The organism is Mesorhizobium sp. M0898, from assembly GCF_040319695.1.
Classification (GTDB): domain Bacteria; phylum Pseudomonadota; class Alphaproteobacteria; order Rhizobiales; family Rhizobiaceae; genus Mesorhizobium.
Genome location: NZ_JAMYOE010000001.1, coordinates 168741 through 184424, shown reverse-complemented (window position 1 = coordinate 184424; position 15684 = coordinate 168741). Strand labels below are relative to the sequence as shown.

18 protein-coding genes and 1 pseudogene are annotated in these 15684 nt (G+C 62.2%); 7 read left to right on the top strand and 12 right to left on the bottom strand.

The features are described from left to right. The first annotated feature begins 205 nt into the window (after nt 1-205). On the top strand, nt 206-406 hold the full coding sequence (locus NKH90_RS00985; protein ID WP_352816654.1) for a hypothetical protein: 201 nt from the start codon (nt 206-208) through the stop codon (nt 404-406). A 45-nt stretch (nt 407-451) separates the two neighbouring features. Here the strand turns inward: NKH90_RS00985 and NKH90_RS00980 are convergent, their stop codons facing one another. The 9 genes and pseudogenes from NKH90_RS00980 to NKH90_RS00940 all read right to left on the bottom strand — a co-directional run bounded on the left by NKH90_RS00980 (nt 452) and on the right by NKH90_RS00940 (nt 7726). Then, on the bottom strand, nt 452-1258 hold the full coding sequence (locus NKH90_RS00980) for a DUF72 domain-containing protein (protein WP_352816651.1): 807 nt from the start codon (nt 1256-1258) through the stop codon (nt 452-454). A 28-nt stretch (nt 1259-1286) separates the two neighbouring features. Next, entirely contained in the window at nt 1287-1757 is a 471-nt protein-coding gene (locus tag NKH90_RS00975; RefSeq protein WP_352816648.1) for a GNAT family N-acetyltransferase, read from the bottom strand. After that, on the bottom strand, nt 1754-2164 hold the full coding sequence (locus NKH90_RS00970; RefSeq protein WP_352540604.1) for a DUF302 domain-containing protein: 411 nt from the start codon (nt 2162-2164) through the stop codon (nt 1754-1756). Before NKH90_RS00970 ends, NKH90_RS00975 begins: the two co-directional genes overlap by 4 nt. After that, nucleotides 2164-5085: an excinuclease ABC subunit UvrA gene (uvrA, locus tag NKH90_RS00965; RefSeq protein ID WP_352471703.1), complete on the bottom strand. Its 2922-nt coding sequence runs from the start codon at nt 5083-5085 to the stop codon at nt 2164-2166. The genes NKH90_RS00970 and uvrA overlap by 1 nt, the downstream gene beginning before the upstream one ends. Before the next feature lie 696 nt (nt 5086-5781). After that, the gene (locus NKH90_RS00960) at nt 5782-6144 is read right to left on the bottom strand and encodes a hypothetical protein (protein ID WP_352816644.1); all 363 of its coding nucleotides are present in this window, start codon (nt 6142-6144) and stop codon (nt 5782-5784) included. 14 nt (nt 6145-6158) lie between these two features. Beyond that, nucleotides 6159-6392: pseudogene (locus NKH90_RS00955) on the bottom strand (ATP-dependent Clp protease proteolytic subunit); the annotation flags it as partial. Nucleotides 6393-6418: 26 nt separating this feature from the next. Continuing rightward, nucleotides 6419-6943 (bottom strand): SRPBCC family protein, encoded by a 525-nt coding sequence (locus NKH90_RS00950; protein WP_352816641.1) that lies wholly within the window; start codon nt 6941-6943, stop codon nt 6419-6421. Beyond that, complete coding sequence (locus NKH90_RS00945) at nt 6940-7254, bottom strand: ArsR/SmtB family transcription factor (protein ID WP_352448759.1); 315 nt, start codon at nt 7252-7254, stop codon at nt 6940-6942. The genes NKH90_RS00950 and NKH90_RS00945 overlap by 4 nt, the downstream gene beginning before the upstream one ends. An 82-nt stretch (nt 7255-7336) precedes the next feature. Then, nucleotides 7337-7726: a cupin domain-containing protein gene (locus NKH90_RS00940; protein WP_352816638.1), complete on the bottom strand. Its 390-nt coding sequence runs from the start codon at nt 7724-7726 to the stop codon at nt 7337-7339. 208 nt (nt 7727-7934) lie between these two features. On the opposite strand from NKH90_RS00940, the gene NKH90_RS00935 reads away from it, so the two are divergent. Continuing rightward, nucleotides 7935-8447: a single-stranded DNA-binding protein gene (locus NKH90_RS00935; protein ID WP_352448761.1), complete on the top strand. Its 513-nt coding sequence runs from the start codon at nt 7935-7937 to the stop codon at nt 8445-8447. Between the two features lie 123 nt (nt 8448-8570). Continuing rightward, entirely contained in the window at nt 8571-8996 is a 426-nt protein-coding gene (locus tag NKH90_RS00930) for an OsmC family protein (protein WP_023674868.1), read from the top strand. Between the two features lie 8 nt (nt 8997-9004). On the opposite strand, the gene NKH90_RS00925 is transcribed toward NKH90_RS00930, so the two are convergent. Beyond that, nucleotides 9005-9634, bottom strand: a complete 630-nt coding sequence (locus NKH90_RS00925) for a MarC family protein (RefSeq protein WP_023674869.1) — start codon at nt 9632-9634, stop codon at nt 9005-9007. A 75-nt stretch (nt 9635-9709) separates the two neighbouring features. Next, nucleotides 9710-10240 (bottom strand): hypothetical protein, encoded by a 531-nt coding sequence (locus tag NKH90_RS00920; protein WP_352816633.1) that lies wholly within the window; start codon nt 10238-10240, stop codon nt 9710-9712. A gap of 86 nt (nt 10241-10326) precedes the next feature. Between NKH90_RS00920 and NKH90_RS00915 the strand changes: the two genes are divergently transcribed. Together NKH90_RS00915 and gyrA are read left to right on the top strand one after the other, a co-directional pair. Beyond that, the gene (locus NKH90_RS00915) at nt 10327-11154 is read left to right on the top strand and encodes a helix-turn-helix transcriptional regulator (RefSeq protein ID WP_352816630.1); all 828 of its coding nucleotides are present in this window, start codon (nt 10327-10329) and stop codon (nt 11152-11154) included. 149 nt (nt 11155-11303) lie between these two features. Continuing rightward, nucleotides 11304-14108 carry a DNA gyrase subunit A gene (gene gyrA, locus NKH90_RS00910; RefSeq protein ID WP_352471697.1) on the top strand — a complete coding sequence of 935 codons (2805 nt, stop codon included), beginning with the start codon at nt 11304-11306 and terminating at the stop codon, nt 14106-14108. A 53-nt stretch (nt 14109-14161) separates the two neighbouring features. Here the strand turns inward: gyrA and NKH90_RS00905 are convergent, their stop codons facing one another. After that, a complete protein-coding gene (locus tag NKH90_RS00905; protein ID WP_352540595.1) occupies nt 14162-14314 on the bottom strand; it encodes a hypothetical protein in 153 nt (50 codons plus the stop codon). A 195-nt stretch (nt 14315-14509) separates the two neighbouring features. Between NKH90_RS00905 and coaD the strand changes: the two genes are divergently transcribed. Next, a complete protein-coding gene (gene coaD / locus NKH90_RS00900) occupies nt 14510-15010 on the top strand; it encodes a pantetheine-phosphate adenylyltransferase (protein WP_352448768.1) in 501 nt (166 codons plus the stop codon). Between the two features lie 75 nt (nt 15011-15085). Beyond that, on the top strand, nt 15086-15676 hold the full coding sequence (locus NKH90_RS00895; protein WP_352471695.1) for a peptidylprolyl isomerase: 591 nt from the start codon (nt 15086-15088) through the stop codon (nt 15674-15676). Nucleotides 15677-15684: the final 8 nt, after the last annotated feature.

Genomic DNA, 15684 nt, shown 5'->3' with positions numbered 1-15684 from the left:
ATTGATTCCATTACTTTGCAACTCTGGCGCGCTGCAGATTGCGTGCTAGATTTTGCTTGGCCTTGGTGAGTCGGCCGCTTTCCGTACCAGTTTCAACTTGGCAGATCAGGGGAAGGCGCGGCTGCGTCCGCACGCTTGCGCGCAAGCCCTTCCAGCGATCTGTTGTCGTCCAACATTTCGGGTGCTTGGGAGCCAGGGCCAGTCAATGGAGCGCTATGTCGAGGACTACCAGAAACGACGGCTCACGGAGCGCGTCGACATCCTGACAGCCATCAACATTCTGAAATCGCAGGGGTATGACCACGACGAACTCATCGCGGAGATCACCAAGGTCTTCTATGTCGATCTCGATGCCTTTAACGAGATGGTCAGGGTTGATCGGCGTCCGGACGAACGCGCCGCATAGCCGGTAGTTTAGGACCAAGCCAGGCGGACCACCGACAGCGGGGCGTCAGCCTGCGACCCGCTTCATCAGCGCGATGGCGCCGAATGGAGCGCGGACCTTGCCCTCGGTGATGAAGTAGACGAACACATCGCGTGGCTTGACCGGCGCGTCGGTTGAAGGATCGGCGCGCGACAGGTCGGCCGGCACCTTGCCTTCCGCCCAGGTTTTTGCGCGCGCCGCCCATTCGTCGAGCGCCTTTGGCGTATAGCAATCGGGATTGTCGTCGCTGCCGGTCTGCAGCCGGGCATAGATGAAATCGCCGGTGACGTCGGCAATCCCCGGATATTTGGCGTGGTCGGCATAGACGATGGCGGCCTTGTGCTTTCGCGCCAAGGCGGCGAACTCCGGCACGACGAAGCTGTCGTTGCGCACCTCGACCGCGTGGCGCAGCGCAACGCCGTCCTGCTTTTCCGGCAACAGCTTGAGGAAGGCCTCGAAATCGTCCGGGTCGAATTTCTTGGTCGGCGCGAACTGCCACAAGATCGGCCCGAGCTTGTCGCCAAGTGCCGCGACGCCCGACCCGAGGAAGCGCATGATCGATTCCCCGGCCTCGCCGAGCACGCGGCGGTTGGTGACGAAGCGGTTGCCCTTCAGCGAATAGACGAAACCATCCGGCGCCTCGTTGGCCCATTTGACGAAGGTCGGCTCCTTGAAGCTCGAATAATAGGTGCCGTTGACCTCGACAGTGGGCACCTGCCGGCTGGCATAATGCAGTTGCTTGGCCTTCGACAATTTGTCCGGGTAGAAGGACGTGTCCCACGGCTCGAAGGTCCAGCCGCCCATGCCGGCGCGGATTGTTCCTGATTGAGTCATGGTCGTCCTCCCGGTTTGCAGAAAAGGATCACGCGATGGCGGTCGTCTCGACGGCTTTCGCCATGTCGACGACCGTCCATCCTGGCCGATATGGATTGGGCCGGCGACCCGTTTCGCGAAAGCCGTAGGCCTTATACAACGAAACGTTCCGTTCCATTCTGGCATTGGTGTAGAGTCGGATTTCAGGCAAGCTCCACAGGCGCGTCTGTTGCTCGGCCCAGTCGAGCAGCCCGATGCCGAAACCCTTGCCCTGAAAGGCGGGCGCAACGGCGACGCTGAAGATCATTGTATGGTCCGCATGTCGTTCGAGAACGATCAAGCCGGCCGGGTGTCCGTCCTGCTCCGAAAGCCAGACCTCGCCGCGTTCTATGCGCGGCGCGTAGTCCTCGGTGACAGGGATCGGCGGTGCGCCGAGCAGGGCAGTGTAGGGCGCGTAGGCGTCGGTGGTGAGCGAGATCACCGTGGGGAGATCATCGGCCCGAGCGGCTCTCATGATCAAAACTGGCCCGCGCCGGCAGCGGCCGCAATCACCTTGTCCATACCGGCCGCTATCGCGGCGACGGCATTGCGACTGGCGTCGCCCAAGCCGTGGCGCTCAGCGAGCCAGTGCGCGTCATTGTAGGAGAGCCAGACCTTGCCTTGCTCGTCCTCCCAAGCTAGTGCCTTGACCGGCAGATCGATGCCGGCAAGCTGCCGGTCCTGCATCAGCGGCGTGCCGCCTTTCGGGTTGCCAAAAATCAGAAGCTGGGTCGGACGCAGGGAAGCTTCGACAATGCGCGCACCGGCGGCGTGGTCAATGCGGGCGAAGACCAGCAATCCTGCACGTTCCACAGTCCCGACCAGGCGATCGATCGTTTCGGCCACGCCGAAGCGGCTTTGGACCGTGATGAGACCGTTCTTTGCCATCACTCCGCCGCTTCGCGCTTGCCTCCGGGGCGCCGCTCCAGCAAGTCCCTCAGGAACTGCCCGGTATAGCTGCGTTTTTCGCGGACGATGTCCTCCGGCGTGCCGGACGCCACCAGCTCACCGCCGCCGTCACCACCTTCGGGGCCAAGATCGAGTACCCAGTCAGCCGTCTTGATCACCTCGAGATTGTGCTCGATGACGACGACCGTGTTGCCCTGGTCGACCAGCTCGTGCAGCACTTCGAGCAGCTTGGCTACGTCGTGGAAATGCAGGCCGGTGGTTGGCTCGTCGAGGATGTAGAGCGTCTTGCCGGTCGCCTTGCGTGATAGTTCCTTGGCGAGCTTGATGCGCTGCGCCTCGCCGCCCGACAAAGTCGTTGCCTGCTGGCCAACATGGATGTAGCCGAGGCCGACCCGTTTCAGCGTCTCCAGCTTGTCGCGCACGCCGGGCACGGCGGCGAAGAAATCGACGCCTTCTTCGACCGTCATGTCGAGAACGTCGGCGATCGATTTGCCCTTGAACAGGACGTCGAGCGTCTCGCGATTGTAACGCTTGCCGTGGCAAACGTCGCAGGTGACGTAGACATCGGGCAGGAAGTGCATCTCGATCTTGATGACGCCATCGCCCTGGCAGGCTTCGCAGCGGCCGCCCTTGACGTTGAACGAGAAGCGGCCCGGCTGGTAGCCGCGCGCCTTGGCCTCCGGCAGGCCGGCGAACCAGTCGCGGATCGGCGTGAAGGCGCCGGTATAGGTGGCGGGGTTGGAGCGCGGGGTGCGCCCGATCGGCGACTGGTCGATGTCGATGACCTTGTCGAGGAATTCCAACCCCTCGATGCGGTCGTGCTCGGCCGGATGCTCGCGCGAGCCCATGATGCGGCGCGACGCCGCCTTGAACAGGGTCTCGATCAGGAAGGTCGACTTGCCGCCGCCGGATACGCCGGTGACGGCGGTAAACGTGCCGAGCGGGATTTCGGCGGTGACGTTCTTCAGGTTGTTGCCGCGCGCGCCGACGACCTTCAGCCGGCGGTTCTTCTTGGCCTCACGCCGCGCTGCCGGCGTCGCCACTTCGAGCTCGCCCGACAGGTATTTGCCGGTGATCGAAGCGGGCGTCGCCATGATCTGCTGCGGCGTGCCCTGGGCGATGATGTGGCCGCCATGGATGCCGGCCGCCGGGCCGATATCGACGACGTAGTCGGCATGCAGGATGGCGTCCTCGTCATGCTCGACGACGATGACCGTGTTGCCGATGTCGCGCAGATGCTTCAGCGTGTCGAGCAGGCGGGCGTTGTCGCGCTGGTGCAGACCGATCGACGGCTCATCCAGCACGTAAAGTACGCCGGTCAGGCCGGAGCCGATCTGCGACGCCAGACGGATGCGCTGGCTCTCACCGCCTGAAAGCGTGCCGGAGTTGCGCGACAGCGTCAAATAGTCGAGACCGACATCGTTGAGGAAGCGCAGCCGCTCCCGGATTTCCTTGAGCACGCGCACCGCAATCTCGTTCTGCTTGTCGTTGAGCGAAGCGGGCAGATCGGTGAACCACTGGTCGGCCTTGCGGATGGACAGCTCGGTGACCTCGCCAATGTGCTTGCCGGCGATCTTGACCGCGAGCGCCTCGGGCTTCAGCCGATAGCCGCGGCAGGCCGGGCAGGGCGTGGCCGACATGAAGCGCTCGATCTCCTCGCGCATCCAGGCGGATTCGGTTTCCTTCCAGCGGCGCTCGAGATTGGGGATGACGCCCTCGAAGGTTTTCGTCGTTTTGTAGGAGCGCAGACCGTCATCATAATGGAAGGTGATTTCGCGCTCGCCGGTGCCGTGCAGGACGGCTTGCCTTGCCTCCTCGCTCAAATCCTTGAACTTGTCGCCGAGCTTGAAGCCATAGGCAATGCCCAGCGCTTCCAGCGTCTGCGCATAATAGGGCGAGGTCGACTTCGCCCACGGGCTGACGGCGCCGGCGCGCAGCGAGACATTCTCGTCGGGCACGACCAGGCTGGCGTCGATGGCGCGTTGGCTGCCGAGCCCGTCGCAGGTCGGGCAGGCGCCGAACGGATTGTTGAAGGAGAACAGCCTGGGCTCGATCTCGGGAATGGTGAAGCCGGACACCGGGCAGGCGAACTTTTCCGAGAACAGCATGCGTTCATGCGTCTCGTTCTTCGATTTGTTGACCGAATCCTCGCCGGTCTGGCTGGCGTCGAGCGGCTTGTCGGCAAATTCCGCCACCGCCAGCCCGTCGGCCAGCTTCAGCGCGGTCTCGATAGAATCGGCGAGCCGCGTCGCCAGATCGCCGCGCACGACGATGCGGTCGACGACGACGTCGATGTCGTGCTTGTACTTCTTGTCCAGCGCCGGCACGTCGGCGATCTCATAGAAGACGCCATCGACTTTGACGCGCTGAAAACCCTTCTTCTGCAGCTCCAGCAGTTCCTTGCGGTACTCGCCTTTGCGGCCGCGCACCATCGGCGCCAGAATGAACAGCCGGGTGCCTTCCTCGACCGCAAGCACCCGGTCGACCATCTGCGAGACCGTCTGGCTCTCGATCGGCAGGCCGGTGGCCGGCGAATAGGGTACACCGACGCGGGCGAACAAAAGCCGCATATAATCGTAGATCTCGGTGACGGTGCCGACCGTCGAACGAGGGTTCTTCGAGGTGGTCTTCTGCTCGATGGAGATGGCCGGCGACAGGCCGTCGATCTGGTCGACGTCCGGCTTCTGCATCATTTCGAGGAATTGCCGTGCATAGGCCGAAAGGCTCTCGACATAGCGGCGCTGGCCCTCGGCGTAGATGGTGTCGAAGGCAAGCGACGACTTGCCCGACCCCGACAGGCCGGTCATGACGATCAGGCTGTCACGCGGCAGGTCGAGATCGACATTCTTCAGATTGTGTTCGCGTGCCCCGCGAATGGAGAGATATTTATGGTCGGCCATCGCCGGTCGCCGCCTCAGAATCTGGAATTCGTGGGATGGGCGGGTTTTCCCGACCACCCCCTATGTAGGTAATTTCGCCGCCTTTTCGAGAGACGCCACAACTCCCGACCAAAGCGTTTAACCGCCTTTCGCGCGAACGGGCAAGCGGAAAGAACAAAGGCCGAACACGCTCCTGACAAAAGCTGCCCGCGCAGCCGGCTTCACAAAGCGTCTCGCGATCACATTTTTCGGCAACCCGGCTATTCAAGGTTGACGTCCCCGCGTCATGGGGGCAGAATCCAATTGTCAACGAAGCCGGCCGTCTTTCGATGGCCTCGCGGCCTGGGGCTAGCCTGCGAGACGCCGCGGGTTATGCGATGAGCGCTTCGACGACAGTCGCAACGAACAGAAGGAGAGCAGAGGCATGACTCCACCGGATTGTTCCTTGAGGCTCCACGTGTCGCTGGAGCCGCGGCAGGTATAAGTAGCCAGGTCAGGCGTTTAGCGCTACCTGCCCACATTGACCTGCCGATCCCCACAACAATCAGAGACTGCTAGTCGGATCGTCGGCTGAACGCCGCGAAGCATCCGAAATAAAAAGCCGGCAGTACACTCCCGGCAATTTGGATTTCAGATCCAAGAAAGCCCCGTCAGTTGCAAAGCAATGGCGGGGCTGTTCGTTTGAAGCGCAATATTTGTGGTTCACACCAGGCGAACTTAGCGGCTGGAGGGCCTGACCCCGCCGGTAGCGACATCAATGGTGATGCTACCGGAAATCCGAACGTCGGTATCGCCAATCTTGAAGGTGCCGTTGCCGCTGCCTAGAGCCATATCGTCAGGCTCAGGCCGCGGCGCTGGCTCGGCGATGCGATAATCGCTGGTCACACCGGGCAGGGTGCCCTTTTGCGAAGACGTCGAATTATCTTGGGCAAGTGCCATACCCACCAGCATGTTCGTGCCGGCAACGGTAGCGATGGCAAGGCATAACAGGCTGGATGAGCAGCTGGCGGTCATCGCCGGACTATAGTGCCGCGATAGCGGCAAGACCAGACCGATGGCGCTGAAATTGCGGGCGCTCAATCGCCTCAGTTCCGTCCGCTGGTCACCACGCCGCCCGGCGAGTTGATGTAGAGCGAGACCTCCTTGTCGGGATTGTCGGATTCCAACGACAGAAGCTGGGCGCAGACCAGCGCTGAGGTGCCGTCATCGATCGGGCCGTTGATGAAGACGATGCGCTCGCGCAGCAGCCGCGAAAATATGTCGAAGGCACGTTCGCCGCGGCTCGACTGCTCGATCACCATCGGCACCAGATTGGCAAGGCCGCTCATCGGTTGTCTCCGTTGACTGTTGTCGTTCAGGCCGCGCGCAGGAAGAGGCGCGGGGTGTTTGCGGCGATCTGCTTGTGCCTGGGAGTGTGCGCGTCAAAGGAAAGCCGGCAACCGGCGCCTGCCATCGCGATCTCCGGCACTGCTGCCCGAGCAAAACCATCATGGACGATGCGCAGATGCGTGCCGCCGGAAACGGTGCGGTCGAGCGTAAAGGTGACGATGCTGTCCACTGGGCTGTCGTTCATTGCGCTGTCCAGGGGATTGCCGGGCGGCACCTGCGTATCGCCGGGCGTCGGCCGCTCCCGCCAGGAATAGCGCAGCAGCCGTCCGGGATCCGCGTCGAGGATTTCGCACTCGATCGGCGCATTCGGCGCTTTAAAGGCAAAGCGGTTGCCGATTTCGGGCTTGATGTCGTTCGGCATCATCCAGGCCGCGAGCAGGTCCGGCACCGTCAGCGCCCGCCACACCTGTTCCGGCGGTTCGGGCAGCTCGCACTCGAACTCGATCTTGTCTGCGGCCATTTCGGCGCGTTCTTTGCCTCGGTTGGTCATTGGTCCATGTCCTTCAAAACCGTCTTGAGCCTTTCGATGCGCTCTGGCCAGAACGCACGGTAGCGTTCGATCCAGCCGAGCAGTGGCGCAAGCCCCTTCGGATCGACGCGGTAATAGGCGTTGCGACCGGCCCGGCGCTCGACCACGAGGCCGGCGCCGCGCAGCACTGCGAGATGTTGCGATACCGCCGGCTGCGATACCGGTATGCCAGTGCGCAGTTCCGACACCGTCATCTCGCCGTCGGCGAGCCGCTCATAGACGGCGCGACGCGTTGGATCCGCTAGTGCCCGAAAAATGTCTGCTTCGATCATGCCGAAAGCATAAGTCAATACTTATCGGTTTGGCAAGCCGTGTTTTTTAAGACAGGCGGTATTTTTTAAGACAGGCGAGGTTTTACAAACTCGCTGGAAGCCAGCGTCTCACCATGTCGGGGGATCCGTTGAACGTCGCCTCGAAAACTGGTGACGCGAGCACAACATGAATATGAAGCAATTCGGAGCCGACGTTTCGGAAGCCATGTTGCCTGTACGCGGCGACAACAAGCGACTGTCCGGCAGTCAAGACGAGATGCTCTTCGTCGATCCACATCTCGGCCCTGCCAGCGATGACGGTAAGTACTTCCTCGACCGGGTGCCAATGTGTCGGGGCGCCAACGGTGGGTTCGACCCATTGTTCAAACATGCAAAGTTGAGTTGCGCCGTTGCGGGCAGAGACATGCATGCGGGTCTTTACTCCCGTCCGCCACTCTTCTTGCGGCTGATCGTTATGCGCAACCATCTTCATGCGTTCGCCTCGATCCCATGGTCTGTGGAAATTCGACGCCAAGACACTACTTCTTACTGACAACTATTGACAGTGCAGGGCCTCTCCTATAGAACGAAAAGAGAACAAAAACCTTGTGGGAAAAGGCAGCGACGGCAGGCAGGGATTGTCCATAGCCTGTAAGGTGCGGCGACAAAAATTCGGTTTCGGATGAGCGCGGAGAAGTATCATGGCGGGTAGCGTCAACAAGGTCATTCTGGTGGGCAACCTCGGGGCGGACCCTGAAATCCGCCGCCTGAATTCGGGTGACCCGGTCGTCAACATCCGCATCGCGACGTCGGAAAGCTGGCGCGACAAGACGTCCGGAGAGCGCAAGGAAAAGACCGAGTGGCACAATGTCGTGATCTTCAACGACCAGATCGCCAAGGTGGCCGAGCAGTATCTGAAGAAGGGCATGAAGGTCTATGTCGAGGGCCAGCTGCAGACGCGCAAATGGCAGGACCAGACCGGCAATGACCGCTATACGACCGAAATCGTGTTGCAGAAATTCCGCGGCGAGCTGCAGATGCTCGATGCGCGGGGCGAGGGCGGCGGCCAGGTCGGCAACTATGCCGGTGGTGGTGCGAGCCGCGGTTCCGATTTCGGCCAGTCCGGCCCGGGCGAAAGTTTCAATCGCGGTGGCGCCAACAAGGGCGGCGGCGGTGGTTCGTCGCGCGAGCTGGACGACGAAATCCCGTTCTGATTTCTCGGAGCGGACTGCCCTTGCGGCGAAAAGCGCCGGCACCTTGGCCACGAAATGGCGTCCCGAAAATCTGTCTTGGATTTTTGGGACGTTGTGCGTTTGAGCGGTGAAAGGACGTATCAGGTGAAGGCAAGGGTCAAATGGGTCGAGGAGCGCACTTTCGTTGGCGAGTCCGCCAATGGGCACAAGCTGGTGCTAGGCACTGCGTTCGGGCCGGAGGGCAAGACGCCGGGGCCGAGCCCAATGGAACTGGTGCTGATCGGCACTGGCGGCTGCTCGGCCTATGACGTGGTCCATATCCTCGAAAAGGGGCGCGAGGCGGTCGAAGATTGCGTGGTCGAACTCGATGCCGACCGTGCAGAAGCCGATCCCAGGGTGTTCACCCGCATTCACATGCATTTTGTCGTCAAGGGGCGGGCGCTATCACACGACAAGGTGAAGCGGGCGATCGGGCTTTCGATCGAGAAATACTGCTCGGCCTCGGCAATGATGGCCAAGACTGCCGAGATTACCCACGACTTCGAAGTCATTGAAACGACAGCGAAGTAGGGCTGTTCCTACGTCGCCATCAGCGCCTTGATGCCGTCGGCGACGAACTGTACGGCGAGCGCCGCCAGGATGACGCCGAGCAGCCTTGTCAGGATCGAACGGCCGGTTTGGCCGAGGATACGGTCGATGCGCTCTGACAGCACGAACACCAGGTAGGTGATGACGAGGCAGATGGCGATGATGCCGACAAGGGCTGTCTGCGCGCCCAAACCCTGAAACGAGCTTGAGAGCAGGACGGTCGCCGAAATCGCGCCGGGACCGGCAATAAGCGGGATCGCCAGCGGAAAGGCGGCGATGTTGTGGATCATGTCCCTGGTGATGGCGACGTCGCCGATCTTCTCCTTGCGGTCCTGCCGGCGCTCGAACACCATTTCGAAGGCGATGAAGAACAGCAGAAAGCCGCCGGCGACGCGGAAGGCCGGCAGAGTGATGCCGAAGACTGACAGGATCGACGCGCCGGCGATTGCGAACAACGCCATTACCAGGAAGGCGATGACCGAGGCGCGCACGGAGACCTGGTTGCGCTCCTCGCGGTTCATGCCGCGGGTCACGGCGAGGAAGAGCGGCGCCAGGCCGGGCGGATCGATCGTCACCAGTATGGTGACGAAGGCGTTGAACAGGCTGTCGAAGCTCGGCATGCTGACCCTCCCCCGCCGGCAAAGCCGGATAACGGGATTGGTAGAGCAAAGCGGAGGCAGTGGAAACCGTGCGGATCAGGGGCTGACGGCCCGGCGCGCCAGAAACTCGACTTCGAGACGCCAGGTGGCGCCGTCGTCCTGTGAGCGTTCGCCCAGCCAGCGGAACGAATTTTCGGTGATGCGCGAAAAGCTCCAGCGCACAGCAGATCCGGTGCCGTCTGCGCCTTGCTGGATGATGGTGTCGCCCTCGGCACGGCCGAGCTGGCGGCTGTAGTACTGATTGCGCGGATCGCTCCAGAAGATGTGCCAGGCGTCAACGCCGGGATCATAGACACGCAACGTCGTGCCATAGAAGGTCCATTTGCCGAGCGAGGGCGAGGGGCCGGCGTCACGGGCAGGCAGGATCCATACGTCCTGGATCGCGCGGCCTTCGAGCACCCAGCCGAAATGCACTTCGCCGCGCCCGGTCAGCACCTGACCGTCCTCGAGATGGCGCGTGGCGTCGAACGTCCAGGCGCCGACGAAGCGGCCATAAAGATTCAGTTTCTCGGCAAGGGCCGGTACGGGCCCATCGCTGTGCAGCACCGTGGTAAAGGAATTGGACATGGCTTCGCTCTCATCTTGTCAGGAGACCGGCAAGCATAGAGGCCGACAGGGGTTCTGCGCTTGGGAAAAGTTGCTATGTTTCGGCGATGACGACGAGCGCGCACGGGCTGGCGTCGGGCCGAGGCTGGCAGGTGTCGGATGTCATCTGCACCGCTAGCGCCGCCGACAGGCCATTCGAGGAGGAGCATCGGGATTTCTGCGTTGCCGCCGTAACCAACGGCACCTTCCGCTATCGTGCGCGCGAGGGCACGGCGATGCTGGCGCCAGGCGCGCTCCTGCTCGGCAATCCCGGCACATGCTACGAATGCGGGCACGAGCATGGCGCCGGCGACCGTTGCCTCTCCTTCCATTTCGGACCGGCCTATATGGAGCGGATCGTCGCCGACGTGCCGGGCGCCAAGACGCTCGATTTCGGCACGCCGCGCCTGCCGCCCTTGCCGGCGCTGGTGTCGCTGCTTGCCGAAGCGGAGGCGGCGCGCGAGATGGCCGACACCGGCGCGTTCGAGGAACTCGCCCTGCGCATTGCCGGTGCCGCGGTAACAGCGGCTTGCAGCGCTACGGATCGGGGGCGGACGCCGAGCCGCCGTGACCAGAAGCGTGTCGCCGAAGCGGTGCGGCGCATCGAAGTCGATGCCGACCGGCCGATCTCGCTTGCCGAACTCGCCGACGAGACCGCCACCAGCCCTTACCATTTCCTGCGCACCTTCCGGCACGTTGCCGGTATGACGCCCTACCAATTCCTGCTGAGAGCGCGGCTGCACAGGGCAGCCGTGCGTCTGCGGACGTCGGATCGGACGATTTCGGCGATTGCCTTTTCGGCGGGATTCAACGATCTATCAACCTTCAATCGCCGTTTCCGGCGGCTGATGGGCGAGGCGCCGGGTACTTATCGCGCCCGCCGGCGAGGCCCGTGAAAATGGTGCCACGGCCATATCGTCGCAATTGGTTTATCCTTTTGAATTTGCCGCTAAAAACCACACTGGAAAACTGCCGCGATTGTTGGAGTTTCAGGCTGGCTTCCTATATAAGCACCAAGTGATTCCTGATTAGATTGTGATCCGATTTGACCGACCAAAAGACACCGCGCGGCGCCGACGGCGGCCCCACCGGCATCGAGCCGATATCCATCATCGAGGAGATGCAGCGCTCCTATCTCGACTACGCCATGAGCGTGATCGTCAGCCGCGCATTGCCGGACGTGCGCGATGGCCTCAAGCCGGTGCATCGCCGCATCCTCTACGCTGCCTATGAGAGCGGCTATCACTGGAACCGCAAATATGTGAAATCGGCACGCCCGGTCGCCGACGTGATGGGTAAATACCATCCGCATGGCGACGCCTCTATCTACGACGCTTTGGTGCGCATGGCGCAGGATTGGTCGCTGCGCGTGCCGCTGATCGACGGGCAGGGCAATTTCGGCTCGATCGACGGCGATCCGCCGGCGGCGATGCGCTACACGGAATCGCGGCTGACCAAGGTCGCGCATGAGTTGCTGGAAGACATCGACAAGGACACCGTCGATTTCCAGGACACTTACGATGCGTCGGGCAGCGAACCGAAAGTCCTGCCGGCGCGCTTTCCGAACCTGTTGGTCAACGGCTCCGGCGGTATCGCCGTCGGCATGGCCACCAACATCCCGCCGCACAATCTGGGCGAGGTCTGCAACGGCGCCATTGCCCTCATCGATAATCCGGCGATCGACCTTCCGGCGCTGATGGAGATTATTCCGGGACCGGATTTCCCGACCGGCGGCATCGTGCTTGGCCGCTCCGGCATCTACAGCGCCTATTCGACCGGCCGCGGCTCCATCGTCATGCGCGGCCGCGTCAACGTCGAGGCGCGCGGCAACGATCGTGAATCGATCGTCATCACCGAGGTTCCCTATCAGGTGAACAAGGCGTCGATGATCGAGAAGATGGCCGAGCTGGTGCGCGACAAGCGCATCGAAGGCATTTCCGACATTCGCGACGAGAGCGACCGCCAGGGCTACCGCGTCGTCATCGAACTGAAGCGCGATGCCGTCGCCGATGTCATTCTCAACCAGCTTTACCGCTTCACCCCGCTGCAGACGTCCTTCGGCGCCAACATGGTGGCACTGAACGGCGGCAAGCCGGAATTGCTGACTCTGACCGACATGCTGAAGGCGTTCGTCGCCTTCCGTGAGGAGGTGATCAGCCGGCGCACGAAATTCCTGCTGCGCAAGGCGCGCGACCGCGCCCATGTGCTGGTCGGCCTTGCCATCGCTGTTGCCAACATCGATGAAGTCATCAAGCTGATCCGCAGCGCTCCGGACCCGCAGACGGCGCGCGAGCAGTTGATGGAGCGGCGCTGGCCTTCGGGCGACGTGGAATCGCTGATTCTTCTGATCGACGATCCGCGCCATCGCATCAACGAGGATGGCACCTACAATCTCTCCGAGGAGCAGGCGCGCGCCATCCTCGAACTGCGCCTGCAGCGCCTGACCGCGCTCGGCCGCGACGAGATCGCCGACGAGCTGAACACGATCGGCGACGAGATCAAGGACTACCTGGACATCCTCTCGTCCCGCGCCCGCGTCCAGCAGATCGTCAAGGACGAGCTCATCGCCGTTCGCGACGAGTTCGGCACGCCGCGCCGTACCGAGCTCGCCGAGGGCGGGGCGGACATGGAAGACGAGGACCTGATCCAGCGCGAGGACATGGTCGTCACGGTCAGCCATTCCGGCTACATCAAGCGCGTGCCGCTGTCGCTCTACCGGGCGCAGCGCCGCGGCGGCAAGGGCCGCTCCGGCATGTCGACCAAAGAAGAGGATTTCGTCACCCGGCTGTTCGTCGCCAACACGCACACGCCGGTGCTGTTCTTCTCCTCGCGCGGTATCGTCTACAAGGAAAAGGTCTGGCGCCTGCCGATCGGCAACCCACAATCGCGCGGCAAGGCGCTGATCAATATGCTGCCGCTCGAACAGGGCGAGCGCATCACCACGATCATGCCGCTGCCGGAGGATGAGACGAGTTGGGGCGAGCTCGACGTCATGTTTGCCACCACGCGCGGTACCGTGCGTCGCAACAAGTTGTCGGACTTCGTCCAGGTCAACCGCAACGGCAAGATCGCCATGAAGCTGGACGAGGAAGGCGACGAGATCCTCGGCGTCGAGACCTGCACCGACAATGACGACGTGCTTTTGACGGCAAGTTCCGGCCAGTGCATCCGCTTTCCGGTCAGCGACGTACGCGTCTTCCAGAGCCGCAATTCGGTCGGCGTGCGCGGCATTGCGATGGCCGATGGCGACCGGGTGATCTCGATGGCGGTGATCGAGCATGTCGATGCGCCGCCGGCGGAACGTGCCGCCTACCTCAAGCGGGTGGTGGCCGAACGCCGGCTCGCTGCTGACATCGCGGCCGGCGAGGAGGAAGAAATCCAGCTCACCAATGAAGAGGTCGGCGAAGAGGCGGAGCTTTCCGACGACCGCTATGAGTTCCTCAAGGCGCACGAGCAGTTCGTGTTGACGGTGACGGAATATGGCTACGGCAAGCGTTCATCGTCCTACGATTTCCGCCTGACCGGCCGTGGCGGCAAGGGTATTCGCGCCACCGACGTCTCGAAAACGGCCGAAATCGGCCGCCTGGTGGCGACCTTCCCGGTCGGCAATGACGATCAGATCATGCTGGTTTCGGATGGCGGCACCGTTATCCGTGTTCCAGTGAACGGCATTCGTTTCGCCAGCCGCGCCACCAAGGGCGTTACCATCTTCAATACCGCAGAGGGCGAGAAGGTCGTTTCGGTGGAGCGAATTTCAGAACCGCAAGCGGATGAAGAGATCGAAGAGAATGCTGAAAGCGGCGCTGTTGCCGATGCCGATGGTAGGGAGCCCGATACTTCCGTCGAGTGAGTTTGGCACGACGACGCCAGCCCTGTGGGCCGGCGTGTGAAGACACCCGCAATCTAGAAGCGGCGATAAGGCCTGCGGTTGCCGAAGCCTTCGAACCGCTTGGTATTGGCCTTGGCGCGGACGCGCTGTGCTTCCTGATGCAACCCGAATACGGTGGCGATCAGCATGGCGACGGTCATTGCGGTGGCGAGCATGTAGATCAGCATGTGCGTGTTCTCCTGCGCCTAACAACGACTAGATGGGTGTTTGGTTTCATCTCCTGCAGCTGCAACTTAGTGAACACTGCGTGAAGCTGTTGTGAGCGGCACATTCATCTGTCGTTCACGTCGGCCAAAAGGTTCACGGCGCGGGCTGGCGATCGGATTTGCCTTTAGGAGAGAGGCTCGCTAGAAGCACCTGCCATGACCGAACGCATCGCCCTTTATGCCGGCTCTTTCGACCCGCTGACCAACGGCCATCTCGACGTGCTGAAGGCGTCGCTGGCCGTGGCGGATACAATCTATGCGGCGATCGGCATCCATCCCGGCAAGAAGCCGTTGTTTTCCTTCGAGGAACGGGTTGGCCTGATCGAAACGGCCGCGAAGGCAGAATTCGGCAGCGACGGTGCGCGTATCAAAGTAGTCGCCTTCGACGGGTTGGTAATCGACGCGGCCAGGAAGCATGGCGCCTCGATCATGATCCGCGGCCTGCGCGACGGCACCGACCTTGACTATGAGATGCAGATGGCCGGCATGAACGAGACCATGGCGCCGGAGCTGCAGACGGTGTTCCTGCCCGCCAGCCCTTCAGTGCGCACCATTACCGCCACACTTGTGCGCCAGATAGCTTCGATGGGAGGCGACATCCGCCCCTTCGTGCCGGCGGCCGTGGCCGGCGCGCTCACCGCCAAATTCGCGAAATAAAATGCATGTCACCCAAAGTGGAACCCGGCTTTGGGTAACGACATGCATGAACGAAGATATTCGGAGAAAGATCCCATGCAGCTGAAAAAGCTTGCCTTCTTGCTTGCCGTGCTTGCCGGTCTTGTGACCGCATCCGTGTCGGCCTTTGCCGCCGATCCGGAAAACACCATGATCGTAACGCTGAAGGACGGCGACGTGACCATCGCGCTGAGGCCCGACCTTGCGCCGAAGCACGTCGCGCAGATCAAAAAGCTGGTGCGCCAGGGCGCCTACGACAACGTCGCCTTTCACCGCGTCATTGACGGCTTCATGGCGCAGACCGGCGACGTCAAGTTCGGCAACATGAAGAGCGGCTTCAATGCCGACGCTGTCGGCACCGGCGGCTCCGATCTTCCTGACCTGCCGGCCGAATTCTCCAGCACGGAGCACTACCAGCGCGGCGTGGTCGGCATGGCCCGCTCCGACGATCCGAATTCCGCCAATTCGCAATTCTTCATCATGTTCGCGCCGGCACCGCCGCTCGATGGCCAGTACACCATCGTTGGCAATGTCGTCAGCGGCATGGAGTTGGTGGACCACATCAAGAAAGGCGACGAGGCGCAGAACGGCACGGTGACCGACCCCGATCGCATGATCAAGGTGCGCATCGCCGCGGACGGCAAGTAACCCCAATT